Below are 18,447 nucleotides of genomic sequence, written 5' to 3' on the forward strand. Positions count from 1 at the left end.
TTGCAACATCAATCTACTCATCACTATTACTTTATAAACATAAAATTTGTTAAAAAATCATTATTTAAATATTGAAAAAAATATAAACGGCATGCTATTATCACTTTTGTTAGGATATAAAATAGGAATTTAATACATATACAGGAGGAATGTTACATCAAAAAAATAAAACTCCATGTCTTGTTGAGATTCGTAATGTAGTTGTTGCTGGAGGACATTAATAACTAGTTTTTCATACCCTAACACTTTATGAAAGGAGTGCTTTGCTGACTCATGACGAATGTTATTTATATAATGATTTTGTCAAAGAAAATCAACTATACATATATCCTTTGAAGATAATAAAATCTTAAATCATCCCCTGACACAAACGAGCCAAAGCTACAATCTTGGTACCTTGTTATAGAAAAAAGAATGAAGGGAATCACAATGAAGAATAATACAATTTTCGTAAAAAATCCTGATAATGAACAAGAAAGTACTTAAAAGGTATCATTATCGAACCGGGCATGTCCCTAAATCAAGTCGAAGCTGATTTTTATGAACGAATTGACGGACAAAGAGAGTTTATTTCAATAGTAACGGAAATTGCTGAAGAATATGATACAGATGTTCAAACTTGTATCAAAGACCTCCAAGCATTGAGTAAACAATTAATTGAAAAGGAAGTTGTATATGTAAAATGAATAAACTGAATGATGATATTCTAGAAAACATCTATAAAAACATTTCAACTAAGAGAAGCAAAACAATCGTTAATTACATTGCAATGCTAATGGCACTAGCAAGAGATCATGAACTAAACGAGGATGATTTAATTAATTGGATTCACAGTAAATTAAGTGCAATAGGATATTTTCAAGAAAAAAACCGTTTATTTACTCAAAACAAATTAGATGAATTTGTCGTAGAGTTTATTGAAGGAAGAGCACTATTATATGATGATATCAACATAACTGAAACAAAACAAAACGAATATGTCATCAGTAGCAAATTGTGGTACAAAAAGAATCCACCTGAAAGTTTTTTTCATTTTGGTATTGACCCTGAAGATTTTTCGAACTACGCACAAAAACTTTCTCAAATAAACGCCGAAAAACTAGGTATCTCAATCAATTTTTCTAAGGATCAAGCGAATGACAACGAAATAGCTCATATCCAGCTTTCAAAAAAATGGTCTCTTTCAGAAGAATTGACAGTAACTCAGCCAAGTTCAAAAGACTTTTCTTGGTTAACATGTTTTTTCAATGAACATTGGGGTGGAACGACTATGGTGTCTAAAGGGACAACTTATAATGTTTTAAATGAAAACATTATGTTGGCTAAACGTGGAGATACTATAGTAGGAATATTAGTTTACAAAATATTCAAAGAAGAGGCAGAAATCCTGACTTTAGAGGCTCTAGAAAAGTACCATGGGGTTGGCAGTAAATTGCTTTTTGAGTTAGAACAACATCTAAAAACACAAAATATACAATCTATTAATTTAATCACTAGTAATGATAACTTAAATGCCATTAGGTTTTATCAAAGAAAGGGATATTCTTTCAAAAACATCTATATCGGTGCAATTGATAAAGCAAGAATGCTTAAGCCGACAATTCCCTCTATAGGAAATTACGGAATAAATGTCAAAGATGAATTAGAATTTGAAAAAAGGTTGATACGATGACTATAAAAAGCAGATTGATTGTTATTGCGATTTCACTTTTAACTTAAACCAAGACGCAGCTCTCACGATTAATACATTACACATTCCAATACTAAAAGAAAACATAGATGTTTTAATGCCTTTACAAGAGGATAACTTATTATATATCACTATTAATAATAGCATTGAATACCTTGTTGATTCACGCGCTGCTTATGAATGGTTTACTTTTTTAAGTAAAATCAATGGTATCAAATCCATAAAAAATATTATATCTCAAAATAATCAAGACTTTAGATATATAAAAGAAAGACTTGAAGAATCAGTATTACTTGATATTATCGAATTAAAACCACTTTTTGAAGATCAAAGCTCTTCTTCAAAAGCATAAATAAATATATTCGAAAGATCATATGATTTATTTGAACCACACAAAAATTTAAAGTGTGGTTTATTTTTTGTACAATTTTGTCTTTTTCATAAAACAAAAAGCATTATCATTCCAAAGTGACACCTAAAGAATGATAATGCCTCGATTCAAATTGTTTTCATCGTTTTATGAAACCGTGTGTTCTCAAAGAAACCAAACAATATTTTCTCTATTTATGCGTCTAAATGCTTTCCATTTGTCGCAATCACTTGTTTATACCAATCAAAGCTTTTCTTTTTCTTTCGATCTAATGTACCTTTTCCTTCGTTATCACGGTCGACATAAATGAAGCCGTAGCGTTTTTTCATTTCAGCTGTTGATGCGCTGACAAGGTCAATTGGGCCCCAGCTTGTATAGCCGATCAGATCAACGCCGTCTGCGATCGCTTCTCTTGCCTCAAGCAAATGGCTTCTGAGGTAATCAATTCGGTAATCGTCTTGAATGGAGCCGTCTTCTTCTACTTGATCCACAGCACCCAATCCATTTTCTACGATAAACAATGGTTTTTGGTAGCGGTCATATAGTTGGTTTAGTGTTGTACGAAGTCCTTTTGGATCAATTTGCCAGCCCCAATCACTTGCTTCTAGATAAGGGTTTTTCACGCCTTCAAATAGGTTGCCACCAGTCACTTGTCCAAGAACCTCTGGATCTGTACTTGTCACAAAACTCATATAATAGCTGAAGCCAATATAGTCGACTGTATGGTTTCTTAGAATGTCTTCGTCACCGTCTTGGAACTCAATGTTGATGTTATTTTCCAGGAAATAACGTTTCATGTATCCAGGGTAATAACCTCTTGCCTGTACATCTGAGAAGAACAATGTTTTACGATCTTGTTCAATCGCAGCAAACATATCTTCTGGTCTTGAGCTGTACGGATAAGTTGTCATCGCTGCAATCATACAACCGATTTTCGCATCAGGAATGATTTCGTGTCCTGCTTTAACAGCTAGAGCACTTGCAACAAATTGGTGATGCGCTGCTTGATATTGAATGCTCTTCTCGTCTTCGCCTTCTTCAAATACAAGGCCGCCCCCTGTGAAAGGAGCATGTAAGACGACGTTAATTTCATTGAAGGTCATCCAATATTTCACTTTATCTTTAAAGCGAGTGAATAATGTTTTAGCGTATGTTTCATAAAGACCCACAAGCTTACGGTTTCTCCATCCGCCGTAGTTTTTCACAAGTGCAAGTGGCATTTCATAGTGAGAGATCGTGACAACTGGCTCAATTCCATGCTTATGCAGTTCATCAAATACTTTTTCATAGAAAGCGAGGCCCGCTTCATTCGGTTCCGCATCGTCGCCATTTGGGAAAATACGTGGCCAAGAAATGGATAGTCTGAAGCACTTGAATCCCATTTCTGCAAACAGGGCAATATCTTCTTTGTAGCGATGATAGAAGTCGATCGCATCATGATATAAGTTAAGATCTTTCATTGATTCATCGAATGGGTGCATAATACCGTGTGGTGATATATCGGCTGTCGACAAGCCTTTTCCATCTTTGTTATAAGCGCCTTCAATTTGGTTGGCGGCTACCGCGCCGCCCCATAAGAAACCTTTAGGAAATGTTTTTTCTAAATTCGTCATGTTGAATGCCCTCCTCATTTTCTTCTACACTGACTGTAAGCAATGCCTCTTTTACTGTAATCGCCCCATCTGTTTTCGCATCAACTTGTGCAAAATCATTTGTGTTGGTGACGATAATTGGCGTTGTTACATCATAGCCTTCTTGCTGAATGCCATTGATATCAAATTCAACTAGCAGATCTCCTGCTTGAACGAGATCACCTGACTGCACATGACTTGTGAAATGTTTACCGCCAAGTTTTACTGTATCAATCCCCACATGGATGAGAAGCTCTGTGCCTTGATCACTTTTTAAACCAATGGCATGTTTCGTTTGGAAAATGGTTTCAACTTTGCCGTTGAACGGTGCTACTATACGTCCAACTGTTGGGACAATGGCTGTTCCTTTACCCATGATTTCATTAGAGAATGTTGCATCATTTACTTGATTGAGCGGCTTTAGTTGACCTTCAAGCGGGCTTTGTACCACTTCATTTTGAAGCGCTACTGTGTCTTTCTTTTCTTCTGGTTTGTCTGCTTTTGTATCATCTTTCACTGGTACATCTTTGAACCCTAGAACAAGTGTCATGATGGTTGCTACAACAAAGCCGATCACTAATCCAATGATGGAGTAAACAAATGTCGGTCCAATGAACGTTGGGAGACCTGGAAGACCTGCTGATCCTGATATCACATATGACTTTACTTTGAAGATAGACATGAACACGCCGCCTGCTGCTGCACCAATGAGGGCTGCAAGGAACGGTTTTTTCAATCGCATGTTCACACCATACATAGCAGGTTCAGTAATACCCATTAACGCAGTGATACTTGTAGACATCGCCAATGATTTGAATGTTTTGTTTTTTGATCTTAAGAAGACACCGAATGCTGCGCCTGCTTGTGCCATATTCGCTACAAACATCATTGGAAGAATGAAGTCAAAACCGTTTAATGTAATGTTGTTGATCATGATTGGAAGTAGTGCATAGTGCATGCCCGTAATGATCAATGGTGACATAAAGCCACCGATTAAGAGTCCGGCCAAAATACCTGCATGTTTGAACAATAAATCAATTCCACCTGAAAGACCATTTCCGATAATCCCACCAAGCGGTCCAACCGCGATGAGCATAACTGGTACCACGACAAGAAGTGTAACTGTTGGGACAAGAATGATTTTTAGTGATTTCGGACTGTATTTTTCTGCGAATCTTTCCACATATGAGCCGAGCCAGATAGTGAGTAGAATTGGAATCACCGATGAAGAGTACACAACGGCAACCACTGGCAAGCCTAGAAATTCTGTATTTCCTGCACCTAGTAAAGCAGTGAGCTGCGGGTGCAGTGCGGCTGCTGCAATGGCAGCGGCGATATACTGATTTGTGCCAATTTTTTTGGCTACGCTTACAGCGAGCAGAATCGGTAAGAAGTAAAAGGCTCCGTCTCCGATAGCTGTTAAAATCGCATATGTGCTGCTTTTATCTGAGATCCATTGGAACGTCAGCATTAATGCCAAGATCCCTTTAATCATACCAGCTCCAGCGATAGCTGGAAGAATCGGTGTGAAGACGCCAGAGATAAAATCAAAAAGCTTTGAAATCACATTTTGTTTTGAAGCTTCTTCTGAACCGCCTGACTTTACATCTGTTGATAACCCAGAATCAGCAATCATTGCTTGATAGACGTTTGATACGTCGTTGCCAATAATGACATGGTATTGACCGCCGCTTTGATTCACGCCCATGACGCCGTCTGTTGATTGCAGCTTCTCTTTATCCGCTTTGCTTTCATCGTATAAGTTGAATCGGAGCCTTGTCATACAGTGCGTGACATGCTTAACATTCTTTTCACCGCCGACAAGCTCTAGAACTTCTTTTGCTGTTTGTTTGTGGTTCATTGTGTTACCCTCCAATCGTTGATTTCATCTTGATATAGAAAAAACCTAAACATCCATTAATGCCCGAAAAATAGCGATTCAGACATTAATCGATATTTAGGTTTTGCCTGCTTAACCAGTAACAATCCTTCATAGCGATTGATCGTTATTCAATTTTATAAGCCTTTAGATACAAAAAAACCTAAATCACGCCTTATCAAAGATAGGGACAATGATTTAGGTTTTGCCTGCTTGACCAGTAACAATCCTAAAAGATTGTGGGTTATTGAGTTTATAGTTATAAATTAGCATGTTAATTTTGATATGTCAACGCTTTCTTTTTGATTTATTTTCTTTTTATGACTCGATCGATGTGCAAAGTTAAGTATAACATCTCATCTTCTATGAGACTTCGGTTGTATTCTTTTTGAACATAGTCATTAATTTTCTCTGCACATTGAAAAGCGGCTGTATTTTTTTCCTTTACCACTTCATACAGAAACTCATTTTGATTTTCCATTTGTGTTTCGTTAAACAGACGCTGTCCAAAAAACTTCAAATGCGTAACAAAACGGAAATAATTTAATGATTCTTCGTCCAAATCAATTTGGAAATGATACTTTACGATGTTTAAAATATCTTGAATCAGTTTTGTAATTTGAATGACATTCGGCATTTCCTCATTCAGTTCTGCATTGACAATATGCATCGCAATAAAGCCTGCTTCATCCTCGGGAAGATGGATGTTGAGCTTGTCCTGTATGATCCGAATAGCTTCTACACCACACATGAATTCCTCTTTGTACAGCCGTTTGATTTCCCAAAGCAAGGCATTTTTAATGTCCATTCCTTTTTGATGACGTTCAATAGCAAAGGTAATATGATCCGTTAACGTGACATAGATGCTGTCATTTAAATTTTTGTTAAGGGTCGTTCTCGCGTGATCGATAATTGCCTCACACACTTGCATATACTCGATCGGAATATCATAAAGCAGGGTTTTGAATTTTTCTGATATATCTTTATTTTGAATGGAAAATACTTTTTCGATACGTTCTTCGTCAATTGGGTCTCCGCTTTTCTTTTGAAACGCAATCCCTCTGCCCATAATGACCAGCTCATGCTGCTCGTCATCATACGCACTGACCACATTATTGTTGATTACTTTCGAAATGATCAATTGATCCCCCCCAGTACATTCCGCTTTTTCGAGCATTTCATTGTTGATTGATATGTCATTTTATTATTATTTTCAAAAAAGAGGACTTTAAGATGATTTTACATTTTTTTTTGATACGGTCAACTAGAAAGAATGACATATTACCTCTCAGAAATGACGATTTAGGGGCAAAAAGGCTAAAAACAGACAAAAAACACTCTTCAAAAAGAGTGTTTTTTACAAAATTAGGAGCAATCCCAGTTATAGACGACATTTTCGAAATGTTTTCGTTTGAGGTCTTCTGGTTTGATAAAAAAGTTAGCAATGCCGCAATCTCCCCACAACATGTCCACTTCATCATCTGAGTCAATTTGCAATAATAGCACAGTATGTTCTTGGTCTACATAGGTACGCGGGTCTTCTTGTGTAAAACCTGGATATCCGCCAACTTTATGGCCAAAACCACTTGCTGTCTCATAAAATTCATCTAGCAATTGATCTGCTTCATCACCATCAATACCAACAGCATCTTCGAATAGATCCCAGCTTTGCTTTCCTGTGACTTTTTCAAAGCGGAAATCTCCTACACTGATCGTTTCGCTTGATAATTCACCTGTAATTGCACCTTCCTTCGTAACTGGAAAATAAAAATCGTCAGGAATTTTCACGAATGAAAAATCAGTCAATAAGTCTTCTTCAGCTAAGAAAGATTCCTCAATAAATTTGATCCGAAAATCTTTTTGCTCTGTTTTTTGGTCAATATTCATCCCATAAAGATCATCATGTACAGAAATAAACACTTGCAAAAGTCCTGTTTCTGGGTAATCTTTCAGTTTTGGCAGCTGGCCGAAATTGATTTGTGCCAGCAACTTCATAGGATGGCCTTCTCCATCAACGGGATATTCGTCGTTTTTTGGGAAATAAGGATCACCTGCTATTTTGCTGTCATATGGTCCCGTTTTTCCTTGTTTTATCTGTAATTGAATCAGTGGTTTTTCAGTTTGATCTAGCAATGGACGGTAAGGCGCAAGTACTTCTTGCAGCTTTGCTGATTGTGTCAAGATGGTCTTCCTCCTTATGAATAGGTCTAATGATCAAAACAGGTCTCTCTTTTTCTATCATACAGAAGTGTAACTTCCCTGTCAGTGAAAAACCCGTCAATATCATGACAAAAAACTCACTTCAACACGTTAAAAAACCTCCGATACGGCTGGAGGTTTTGTGATTCGTTTATTTATTTCACTTGATAATTCACTAAGTCTGTTGCCAATGATTTCATCGTTTCGTTCGTTTCGTGCAGCCCCTCAATAATTTTTGTGAAAGTGCCAACGAGTTCTGCTTGATGTTCAGAAGAAGCCACGATTTGTGCTATTTCTTCTTCCATTCCTTTGATTGAGCCTTGCACATCTTTTAGCGCTGTTTCAATATCAGTCGTTGCTTGCTTCGCGTGAGTAGACAGCTTTCTCACTTCCGTAGCAACCACCCCAAAGCCTGCTCCTGCTTCACCGACTCTTGCAGCCTCAATGGATGCATTGAGTCCAAGTAAGTTCGTTTGATCAGAGATACCTTTGATGAGATTAGACACTTGGTTGATTTTAGAGGAATTTTCGACAGTAGTTTTTGTATTTTGTAGAATTTGTTCACTTGTCGCTTGTAGTTCCTCTGAATGTGCAGCCACTTGCTGTACCATCGCGACTAGTTTTTCGGAAGCATCGTTACTTTCCGTCATAATGTGTTCTAATCGTTGTTGATTCGTTTGGTCATATGCTACACAGAAGGCAGCGATCACTTGACCATTGTCATCTTTAATCGGGACGGCGACGATGTCCATAGGAATTCCGTACACCTCTTTAGGAATCTGGATAAACGATGGCTCTCTCCCATTTTTCAACATCGAAAAGTTTTGGAACCCGGGAGCTACAACGTCCCCTGCTTTAAACCCTAAGTCAATGTTCCCGTGCTGCTGATAATAAAGAACCTTCTCTTTCCCTAATACAGAAAAGGTTAGCTGCTCTCTCATAGCTAGTCCAACGATTGGTAAAGCGTCTATTATGTTATCAATTCTCTGTGACATTCGCTCACGTTCATCCTCTCTTTTTCTCAGTACACTCTCTTTATCGGTTCTTTATATGATCTATTACAGCCTGCAATGTGTACTAATATCAACCAAACGACCTAAGACATATAAAACAGCCACATTCTATCAAGAGAATGTGGCTGTTTTTAAAAAAAGAACATGCATATCAACACACTGATGACGATGAAAAAAAGATACATGCAGTCGATCCATGAAGTGCTGATGACATGATAATATGTTCTCTCCCTCGTCCCTGTGAAGCCTCTTGCTTCCATCGCAATGGCTAGTCGTTCAGATTTCCGTACGCCTTGCGTGAAAAGGGGGAGTGCATAACGTATAAAGGCTTTCCAGCTGTTTTTTTGCTTGTAACCTCTAATTTTATGTGCAGCCTTCATTTGCTTCAATTCACTTTGAAACAACGGGATAAACCGGAAGCCTGCCAGCATCCCATATGCCCATTTGGGTGACATTCGGCATTGATGGATTAAGCTCATCATAAAGGCCGTCAAATCAGTTGTTGATGTAAAAAGGAGACCAAATGTCACAAAGCCAAGCATTCTAAAAGAAATGGTCAGCCCATTTGTTAAACTCTCCTCTGTGATATGAAACCATGCCCACTTCCAAACTGTATGATCTCCCTTGCCAAAGGCCGCCATCATCCAAAACACGAGAATGAAAAAGAGCAGATAAGGTACAAGTCTGGTGATGAGGTATTTCAAATTCCAGCCGCCTAGGACAAGTCCAATTCCAAGTGCAAACAGCCAGATGATGAACGTCGTTTTAGGATCAGAAATCGCCATCAGACAGCACATCGCAAGGAGATGGGCGAGTAATTTCATGACTGGATTTACAGTGGATAGAAAGGAGTGATTACTTTGCAATCGTCATCACTTCCTTTCTTTCAGCCATATAGCGATAATGTAACGGCACTCTCAGCTCACAGGAAGTGACAAGTTCCTGATGAGAAAATAAATCAAAAGGCGTACCATCATAAACATGCTCCCCTTGATGAAAAACAAGCACTTGATCAGCGCACTCATCAACGAGTTCCATATCATGTGTGACCATGATAATAGTGGTGCCTTGTCGTTGACGTTCTTTTAAACGCCGGATTAACTCCCTCGCCGTTTTCTCATCCTGCCCGAAGGTCGGCTCATCTAAAATGAGTACATCCTGATCAAAAAGAAGCATCGTGGCAACACTTAATCTTCTTTTTTGTCCTAAGCTTAAGGTGAAAGGATGCGCGTCTCTATGCTTCTCTAGACCGAACTCTGCCAATAGCTGATTCGTTTTTTCTTGCACCACAGACTCTGGCCAATTTCGCTGTCTCCCACCAAATGCGATTTCATCAAACACTGTGTCCTGTATAAATTGAAGTTCTGGATTTTGAAATACAAAGCCTGCTTTTTCATATAATGTTCGGTCAGACCACTTTTTCAGGTGTTTTCCTTTTAAAAAAATGTGACCTTTCTTTATTGGTTCTAAACGGATGACATGTTTAAGAAACGTACTTTTTCCGCTTCCATTTTCACCGATGATCGCAACCCAATCTCCTGCTTTTATATCAAGGTGCAGGTCATCTATAATGCTTTTTTTCCCGTAGCTTAATTGTAGATGATCTGTGCGAATGATTGTCTCTCGATTTGTTGATGTCTCATGACGTTCTTTTCTCGCCTCAAAGGTTTGCAAGAGTGTTTGACTCAGTGGATGAAACGGATCTTGTACGATAGTGGACCATTTCTCGGGAAATATTTTCGGACGCCAAATGCCGGCTTCTTTCATTTCTCCCTCAAATGTGTTCATCACGTCTTTTGGCGTTCCATCTGCTATAATACAGCCTTGAAGATCTAACAAGATCACCCGATCCATCCACTCGATGACACCGTCTAACACATGCTCCACAAAAATCATCGTCTGATTCTGTTCAGCCGAAAGCTGCTGAAGTAATTGAAATATCTCCATTCTTCCTGCTGGATCAAGCTGTGCAGTCGGTTCATCAAAGAACAGGACATCTGGCTCTAATGCTAGTAAACAAGCAAGCGCCAACCGCTGCTTCATTCCGCCAGATAAGGTATGAATATCTGTATTTGGGTCAACATCCAGCTGTACCTTTTTCATGAGATGTTGAATCATGTCATCCATTTGTTCTCGAGGGACAGATCGATTCTCTAAGCTAAACGCAATTTCTTCATTGACTCGGTGCATACAAAACTGCGAATCTGGGTCTTGAAACATGACACCAGTATGCCTTTGCCGCATCACTTCTCCCTGTACTTCAGCTTCCATATGCTCTGGAATAATACCAGCAAGCACAGAAATCAGCGTAGATTTCCCGCTTCCACTTGGTCCTAATATCAGCACCTTTTCCCCCTTTTGAATAGAAAGAGATACTTGATGAAGAACGGGATTCGCCTGTTCATAAAAACGGACAGTGAGATTACTGCACGCGAGAAATGAATCCATGCTGGTCACCCTTACTTCGTTTTTCTTTCATGATGGCATATTGATTCAGCACACCCGTTTTAGATAAAGCATCCACCACAACCTTTGCCAAGCAACCGCCGAGTAACATACCGCTGATGACTTGAGTGACAAGAGTCATGAGTAACACTTGAGGCGTGTAATAGCCGAATCCATTGGCAATGAGGCTATATGCCATTGCCCCTACTGCTGCAAAGGCACCAGACAACATGAGTGTCCACATGCGATATCGCTTATAGCCAAATAGAGCGAAGGCGATTTCTGCTCCAAGTCCTTGGCATACACCAATCAAAAGCGCAGAAAGACCGAAGTGGCTACCTGTCAGTAATTCCACGGCAGCGGCAGCTGTTTCTGCGATGAGGGCAGCTCCTGGCTTTTGGATAATGTAAGCAACGATTGGACTGGCAATGACCCAAATTCCGAACATGATGTTGCCTCCTGCTGGACCGACAAGGGCTGTAATCGGTAAATAAAGCGTCGACCACCCTAAATAGATAACTCCGCATGCCACTGATAAAATGACAGCGAGAACGACTTCTTTCATCTTCCATGTCATGAAGAATGCACCTCCATTTGGACAGGCCACTCTTCGACAGTAAAGGCCATGTCCCAGAATTTATACTCAAGCTGACAGCTTAAGATGAAGTGCTGTTTCATTTTCTCCTTTTCCTTCTCACTTGCTCCTTCCGCCCACTGATCAAGCCGTTTGCAAAGCTCCACTGTAACAGAGTCCGTTAACCCGCCATAAAACGTGATCCACTCATAGAATGGATGGGCAGGGGCGGGCTCAACATCTTTAAGCATTCGTTTGCCTATTTCCCAATAGGTCCAAGGGCAAGGGAGCAAAACCGCAATGATTTCTCCTAGCGTCCCTTCCTCGGCGACTTGCAGCATGTGATGAATATAGTGATGAGCACTTGGCGCCAAAGATGCACCTTGCAGTTCATCATAAGCGACACCTGCCACCCGGCAAAGGTTTTGATGAGGATGTGTCTCACTATCAAGGACAAAAGCCATTTGTTGATGGAAAAAGGTAATGTCCTCTCTGTCTGTACATCTGCTGATGGCTGCCGCATAAATTTTAATAAAGGCATTTAAATATTCTGCATCCTGTTTGACATAATGAATGATCTGTTCCTTTTCGAGTTCTCCTGCTGCAAGTCCTCTCACAAACGGATGCTGATAAATCGCTTCAAATAATGGTTCTGCTTCTTGCCTTAATTGCGTTGAAAATGTCATAAAAAAAGCCTCCTCTTTTTCAGTTGAATAAATGAAAAAGCCACCCCAAATGGAGCGGCCTTCTTATCGATTCAATCATGAATAAGACAAGGTCCTGCTCCACTTCCCTCCGCTAGTACAAACTAGATCAGGTTCAAAGGGTCCAAGATTTTCTCTTGTCTCAGTCATACATGACTCCCCTAGTGGACTTTTGTCATTTAATTATCTTTACTCTACACATGTGGCGATTTGATGTCAACCGCCGATCTTAATTCAATGTATTGATCGTTGGCAGCTTCTCGATCCCTGCTGCATAGTAGAAATTAAGGACACTGAAGAAATCAATTGGCTTTCCTGTCTTTATATCAACAGCCAAAATATGATCGCCATAATTGGTCAGATCATCAATGTCTAAACGCCTTGGCGTTGTCTTTCCGAGAGTATCAACAAAGCTGCTATGGTAGTACTGCCCACTAGCAAACGATGATTCATGATACATAAATAATGTCTCCACATCTAAGTAGACAAGAATGGCCTCAGAGGAACTCGCGTATGGAGCAGAGTACGATACTGGTGCCGAAATACTTTTCACTTTTACACTGTCAACAGAATGCGTTCTCTGTTGATATTTTCCATCATATGAGAAATAAAATACACGCTCCCATTTATAATCAGCGGTCTTAGATTGTTTGTTATACACTTTTGTACCATTTGCGAAAACATCCCCATTGGCATACGAAGCAACAAAGTATTGCAACGTTGATGACAGGGATTCAGCACCTGTGAAATTTGGTGGGTTTTTTGCATTCACCTGTAATGTATATGAGTCTCCAAAGTCTCCACCGCTAGTAATACCAAACGCATAATCACCCGCTGGTAAATTGCTTAACGCAAGCAGACTGCCTGCTGGTTGAATCAGATCCGTTGGATAAGCTTGTCCTTCTTCATAATCAATAACAAATAACTGAACGAAATAATCAGCATTTGGAGAGGTAATCCTGCTGATGAGCGCCTGAGGGGACGATGTACTTAAGAACCATAAATCAACTGGATCTTCCTCGTTTAAAACTGCCGATTGATTAATGGCTAGTCCATCAATAGAGCGAACGGCAGACGTGCGCATCTTTCCATCTGCAGCCGCTTTTCGTTTAATACTCATTCCCTTTTTCTTATCTACTTTAAATGATTTTTTTACTTCCTTCTGTTGAACCGCAGTCCCTTTATCCTGCTTTTCAAACGACTCTTGCACTTGCTGAATGGCTTTTTCAGTCAGTGGCGATACTTTTTCACTTGGTTTTGGTGTATCTTCTGCTTTGATTGCTGGTGAAAATAAACCTGTTGTGACCAATAAAATAGACAGTAAGGCGGCGGTGATTTTGACATAAAATGCTCTCACAGGAACATCCCCTTTTCCCTAATTTGGGTTTTTTACCCTGTGATTATTTTACCATTTTTCTAATACTTGTTTTGGACTTTTTTAGGAAATTTTCATAACAAAAAACCAGCCGTATGAGTCACGACTGGTTTTTTTGATGATTTATGCAATGGTTTTGACAAATAAGCGTGCTGTTTCTGCACTTGATCCTGGATTTTGTCCAGTAATGATTTGTCCATCTACAACAGCGAATGGCGCAAATGCATCGCCTTTTTCAAATGCTGCCCCTTGCTCGCGAAGTTTTGTTTCCAATAAAAATGGAACTTTAGATGTCAGCTGAACAGCATCCTCTTCCTCATTTGTGAATCCTGTTATTTTCTTGCCGTCGATAAATGATTTTCCATCACGATCCTTCACATCAACAAAGGCAGAAACGCCATGGCAAACTGCCCCAACGGCTCCATTTTTGTCTGAAATCGCTAAGATCGCATCGGCAACCAATTGATTGGATGCAAAGTCGATCATTGGGCCATGTCCTCCAGCAAAGAAAATGCCATCATACTCAGCTGGGTTTACATCTGTCAGTGCCTTTGTGTCTTGAAGTAATTCATACACATCTTGATATTGTGCTGGAACTCCTTCAGGAATTGAATTTTTATCGATCGGTACTGTTCCACCTTTTATTGAAACAATTTGCACGTTGAGTCCATTTTCTTTAAAAATATGAAATGGCTCGGCCAATTCTTCTAGCCATAAGCCTGTTGGGTGTCCGTTCATTTCTGAGCTGCTTGTTGATACTAATAAAACGTTCTTGCTCAACTTTATCATCCTTTCTATTTATCATGTGGCTATTTTATATTTTGCACAATTAAATATCAAGCAATCAGACTTGGATACAACTCTTTATGTTATACCCGATTTTTTAAAAAATATAGCCTCACTTCAAATCTAATCATTCTGTCACATTCTATTGACAGGGAATTTCATGTAAAATTGTGATGAAATGATATAATATGAGAAACAATTGACAGACCTCTTGCGCTAGAGGGAATTTAAAAGGAGTGGAAAAAGAGATGAAAACCTATTCGATTGTGATGATTATCATCACGCTCTGTATCATATTGACTGTCTTTTTAATGAATCTTACGGGCGTCATGTATGGAAAAATCATATTGGCTGTCGCTGTTGCCCTTTGTCTTACGTCCATTATTCGTTTGATGGGAATGCGTAAAAGATAAAAGCCGCCCTCTGGGGCGGCTTTACTGTGTAGACAAACCCTCGCATTCGGTGTCAGTCCTGCGCTTCGGTGCTCACCAATGTCAAATTCGCTCCGATGCTCGTCCTTCCTAAACTGCAAAGGTTTTCTATCACGCTGATAGGATTATATAGCCAGGATAAGTGCAATTAATGCAAGAAAAGCTGGTAACCCTTGTTTGATGATAATCGATTTATTAGACGTCACCCCGCCAAATACTGCTGCGATGAACACACAAAGAACGAAAAATAGCTGAATCATATATCCTACGGTATTCGAACCAAGAATGAGCCCCCAAATGAGTCCAGCAGCTAGAAAGCCATTGTATAGCCCTTGATTAGCAAACATCACTTTCACATTTGGATCCTTTTGTAAGTGTTCAGGCAGATTGAAAGATCTTTTCGCCATTTTTGATTCCATAAAAAACATTTCTAGTAACATGATGACAATGTGCTCTAAAGCGACAATTCCTACTAAAATCATTGCTAAAATATTCAATTTAGTGAATTCCTTTCTGATAGACGGTCTCGTATTTGTATTTTGTCCGTGTATAAATCAAAGTCTTGGATTAGCTCTAACGCCTCATGAAAACGACTTTGTGGAATGTCTTTCATTTTTCTTACACCAAATTCCTTTTTAATAAAAGCCATGATGGTATTAATATGAAGCTTACCGTGGCCATCATACTCTAAATGGCTGCAAAAAGTCTGCATCGTCCCTCGAATCACCTTTAATTGCTTGGCAGTGACACAACTCATTGGTAACGCTCATCCTTTCTTGGTTTTTTAACAACTAAAAAGAACATTGAATGAAAGAAAAACCTTCCAACCTCTATTATATAATGGTTTCATTCGGATATCAAAATAAAAAAGAACAAACATTCGATCAAAGACGAGTCATACGCTAAAAATCCATGTCTTAACGTATCAAAAAGCCGGATTCATGGATAGAATCCGGCTTTTTGTTTAGTTGCTTTTAGAAATTAATACCTTTCCAACAGAACGGTCCTTACTTTGTCCGACGACTTTAAAGGATAGGCCGTATGTTGGCACATCACGTCCTGCATCCGGGTTATTTGGATTCACATAGTTCTTTTTATCACTAAATGTACGCGTTGGGCGGATATAGCGATCCTCTAAGGTTAAGCCTGTTGTCGCTGTATAATCAATATTCAGCTTCGTGCTTGGATTCAAAGAGAATGCTGCATCATGTACTTGGAAACCTGTCGCTGCAATAGAGCCGTCACTCCATTTCAACACTTGTTGATCTGCATCTACGACTCCAAGGAAGCCGTTCCCTGGATGTTTTCCAACCCAGTTATCACTGTACGATTGATCGACGTACCACACGACCAAACCGTTATTATAGCTCATCAGACTTGCTCCTCGTTTGATATGCTTTAAGCCTTTATCGACATCAGCATAAGAGCGCCATTCTAGTAAATAATACTGAGCGGCATATTGTTTTCCATTAGATTGAGAGAATCCATTAAAAGTGAACGTGGACGTTCCCTCGGCATCATCTGACCACACTTTTGATCCATCTGCTGTAATCTTTAGATCATCTACAAATAAACCTGGCAGTGAATATCCTGCATCGGTTGTATAGCGGAATTGCAGATCGATCTTCTTCCCTGCATAAGCAGAAAGATCAAAGGATGCATCTACCCATCCATCTGATTTTCCATCGATGCCATTGCCTTCATTCGCTCCTGCCTCATTTCGATCATTCGTAATATTACCAGCAATGGTTGTCCATTTGTCTGTCCCAGTTTCACGAACTTCTACATACGCATAGTCATAATCTTCTTCGATATCGTACCATGCTTTAAACGTAAGCTCGGCTTTGCTTCCCTTCGACAAATCAATCCCAGATGTCGTCATGGTAGCATTCAAATTGTCACCTGTTCCGCTGAAGTATGAATATTGCCCTTGTGCAGGCTGAGTGACCACAATCTCTTTATCTGGCAAATCGACTCGAACCGCATCATGGTTGGTTCCTTTTGTTGCTGCTTCATCGATTAAAACTGTTTTGCTTTTTGTTAATGTCTTACCATCAATGGTTTTTCCAGAAAGCCAGTTGCCGCCATGCAAGTTTTGAAGCATTTCTTTTGCATATGGACTAAAACCTGTTGGTTCCGTACCAGGTACTTTACCTGCCCAGCTTCCGCTTGACATGATAGACCAATAAGAAACGGGCTCTCCTCTGCCTGTGTATTGTGTATCGTATTCATCAGGCAGACCAAGATCATGTCCAAATTCATGTGTGAACACACCTGCTGCGCCATCTTCAGGCTCAATCGTATAATCTAGAGCGCCTAACTTTCCGCCTTGACCCACTTCTGATTCAGTGTTTGGAATCTCAAATACATCACCAAGTGACCAGCGATGCGACCAAATCGCGTCAGAGCCAAGCTGTCCGCCGCCAGCTTCTTCACCTACGCCAGCGTGTACAACCATGAGGTGGTCAATGATACCGTCTGGCTCATTATAAACACCGTCCCCATCCATATCATAGCGGTCCCATTGATCATATTCACCAAGGTCAATGTTTGGATCCTTTGCCGCTGCTTCGAGGGCTTCTTTCACCAATTCGCGCGGTCTGCCGTCACTTCCTGATTCGTCTGGTACGTTCCCGCCATAATATGCTGCTTCATGCTTGGCTGTATACCATCCAGCTACTGTTCCACTAATCGTGTAGCTTCCACCGGACTGCTTTTCATAATACTGCTTCATAGATACTTTTCTTTTACCATCTGGACCAATGTAGCCATTTTTTCCGAAAAGCATATCTTGGTAGTGCTGCTGATCGTACTTGTCATAGTACATATCAGTCTCTTCTTTTTTAATACTATTATGCTTATAATCTTTAAAATCTACTAATAAGACCAAAACTTTATCATTACGGACGTCGCCTTTATATTTTTCCTTTTTCACCGGCTTTACTTGATTGCCTTCTTTTCCTTTATGCTTCTTTAACTTTTTCTTTTTGGCTAGTTTATTATGTACATTTTGTTTGTATTCTTTTAGGAATTCAGGTTCTTCTGTTAAGGTACTTGCGCTTTGTTTCATCGCTGCTTCTTCTTTTTTCTTTAGGTAGTTCTTTAATGCTTTTTGGGTTTCTGCCTCATTGGCATTCTTTTTGATCTTTCCTTGTTTTTTCAAGGCTTTGATGAGGCGGTCTTCATTGACAACGCTTGCGTCGAATGGAATACCTGAATAATGACCACCATCTGAGGATGTTGACTTTTCTGAGGTGTGGGCAGATAGAGGGGTGCTGAAAGCTGTCAATGTGCCTAAACTGAGGACAGCTGTTAGTGCGATGCTTGTCCATTTCCCTTTTTTCATATTG

At 39.6% G+C, this 18,447-nt stretch carries 18 protein-coding genes and 1 riboswitch; of the genes, 4 read left to right on the top strand and 14 right to left on the bottom strand.

The features are described from left to right. Positions 1–509: 509 nt before the first annotated feature. The 3 genes from NST09_RS18320 (at position 510) to NST09_RS18330 (ending at position 2,042) form a co-directional block, all read left to right on the top strand. The gene (locus NST09_RS18320) at positions 510–686 is read left to right on the top strand and encodes a PqqD family protein (RefSeq protein WP_331832180.1); all 177 of its coding nucleotides are present in this window, start codon (positions 510–512) and stop codon (positions 684–686) included. Then, entirely contained in the window at positions 683–1,672 is a 990-nt protein-coding gene (locus tag NST09_RS18325) for a GNAT family N-acetyltransferase (RefSeq protein ID WP_331832181.1), read from the top strand. The genes NST09_RS18320 and NST09_RS18325 overlap by 4 nt, the downstream gene beginning before the upstream one ends. A 115-nt stretch (positions 1,673–1,787) precedes the next feature. After that, positions 1,788–2,042 (top strand): hypothetical protein, encoded by a 255-nt coding sequence (locus NST09_RS18330; protein WP_213407087.1) that lies wholly within the window; start codon positions 1,788–1,790, stop codon positions 2,040–2,042. Between the two features lie 212 nt (positions 2,043–2,254). Here the strand turns inward: NST09_RS18330 and NST09_RS18335 are convergent, their stop codons facing one another. From NST09_RS18335 to NST09_RS18385, 11 genes are all read right to left on the bottom strand, one after another. After that, positions 2,255–3,673 carry a glycoside hydrolase family 1 protein gene (locus NST09_RS18335; protein WP_125589293.1) on the bottom strand — a complete coding sequence of 473 codons (1,419 nt, stop codon included), beginning with the start codon at positions 3,671–3,673 and terminating at the stop codon, positions 2,255–2,257. Further along, positions 3,645–5,552, bottom strand: a complete 1,908-nt coding sequence (locus tag NST09_RS18340) for a beta-glucoside-specific PTS transporter subunit IIABC (RefSeq protein ID WP_342493193.1) — start codon at positions 5,550–5,552, stop codon at positions 3,645–3,647. The genes NST09_RS18335 and NST09_RS18340 overlap by 29 nt, the downstream gene beginning before the upstream one ends. A gap of 325 nt (positions 5,553–5,877) precedes the next feature. Continuing rightward, on the bottom strand, positions 5,878–6,711 hold the full coding sequence (locus NST09_RS18345; protein ID WP_017368351.1) for a PRD domain-containing protein: 834 nt from the start codon (positions 6,709–6,711) through the stop codon (positions 5,878–5,880). Between the two features lie 224 nt (positions 6,712–6,935). After that, entirely contained in the window at positions 6,936–7,751 is an 816-nt protein-coding gene (locus NST09_RS18350) for a YwqG family protein (RefSeq protein ID WP_342493194.1), read from the bottom strand. A gap of 173 nt (positions 7,752–7,924) precedes the next feature. Then, positions 7,925–8,764 (bottom strand): methyl-accepting chemotaxis protein, encoded by an 840-nt coding sequence (locus tag NST09_RS18355; RefSeq protein ID WP_024719223.1) that lies wholly within the window; start codon positions 8,762–8,764, stop codon positions 7,925–7,927. Positions 8,765–8,913: 149 nt separating this feature from the next. Then, positions 8,914–9,648, bottom strand: a complete 735-nt coding sequence (locus NST09_RS18360) for an energy-coupling factor transporter transmembrane component T (protein ID WP_216099227.1) — start codon at positions 9,646–9,648, stop codon at positions 8,914–8,916. Further along, positions 9,638–11,230: an ABC transporter ATP-binding protein gene (locus tag NST09_RS18365; RefSeq protein WP_065461374.1), complete on the bottom strand. Its 1,593-nt coding sequence runs from the start codon at positions 11,228–11,230 to the stop codon at positions 9,638–9,640. The genes NST09_RS18360 and NST09_RS18365 overlap by 11 nt, the downstream gene beginning before the upstream one ends. After that, positions 11,205–11,804, bottom strand: a complete 600-nt coding sequence (locus NST09_RS18370) for an ECF transporter S component (RefSeq protein ID WP_019743666.1) — start codon at positions 11,802–11,804, stop codon at positions 11,205–11,207. The genes NST09_RS18365 and NST09_RS18370 overlap by 26 nt, the downstream gene beginning before the upstream one ends. Continuing rightward, the gene (gene tenA, locus NST09_RS18375) at positions 11,801–12,487 is read right to left on the bottom strand and encodes a thiaminase II (RefSeq protein ID WP_342493195.1); all 687 of its coding nucleotides are present in this window, start codon (positions 12,485–12,487) and stop codon (positions 11,801–11,803) included. Before tenA ends, NST09_RS18370 begins: the two co-directional genes overlap by 4 nt. 87 nt (positions 12,488–12,574) lie before the next feature. Beyond that, positions 12,575–12,678: riboswitch (TPP riboswitch) on the bottom strand. A 56-nt stretch (positions 12,679–12,734) separates the two neighbouring features. Further along, complete coding sequence (locus NST09_RS18380; protein ID WP_342493196.1) at positions 12,735–13,862, bottom strand: hypothetical protein; 1,128 nt, start codon at positions 13,860–13,862, stop codon at positions 12,735–12,737. Positions 13,863–14,003: 141 nt separating this feature from the next. Next, positions 14,004–14,660, bottom strand: a complete 657-nt coding sequence (locus NST09_RS18385) for a type 1 glutamine amidotransferase domain-containing protein (protein WP_017358640.1) — start codon at positions 14,658–14,660, stop codon at positions 14,004–14,006. A gap of 254 nt (positions 14,661–14,914) precedes the next feature. Between NST09_RS18385 and NST09_RS18390 the strand changes: the two genes are divergently transcribed. Beyond that, positions 14,915–15,079 (top strand): hypothetical protein, encoded by a 165-nt coding sequence (locus NST09_RS18390; RefSeq protein ID WP_342493197.1) that lies wholly within the window; start codon positions 14,915–14,917, stop codon positions 15,077–15,079. A 143-nt stretch (positions 15,080–15,222) separates the two neighbouring features. On the opposite strand, the gene NST09_RS18395 is transcribed toward NST09_RS18390, so the two are convergent. From NST09_RS18395 to NST09_RS18405, 3 genes are all read right to left on the bottom strand, one after another. Next, positions 15,223–15,594 (bottom strand): DUF1304 domain-containing protein, encoded by a 372-nt coding sequence (locus NST09_RS18395; protein ID WP_007498006.1) that lies wholly within the window; start codon positions 15,592–15,594, stop codon positions 15,223–15,225. Continuing rightward, entirely contained in the window at positions 15,591–15,854 is a 264-nt protein-coding gene (locus NST09_RS18400) for an ORF6C domain-containing protein (protein ID WP_008345710.1), read from the bottom strand. Before NST09_RS18400 ends, NST09_RS18395 begins: the two co-directional genes overlap by 4 nt. A 207-nt stretch (positions 15,855–16,061) precedes the next feature. Next, positions 16,062–18,443 carry an immune inhibitor A domain-containing protein gene (locus NST09_RS18405; RefSeq protein WP_025208238.1) on the bottom strand — a complete coding sequence of 794 codons (2,382 nt, stop codon included), beginning with the start codon at positions 18,441–18,443 and terminating at the stop codon, positions 16,062–16,064. Positions 18,444–18,447 lie beyond the last annotated feature (4 nt).

It is taken from the genome of Bacillus sp. FSL W7-1346 (assembly GCF_038593335.1).
Lineage (GTDB): Bacteria > Bacillota > Bacilli > Bacillales > Bacillaceae > Bacillus > Bacillus altitudinis.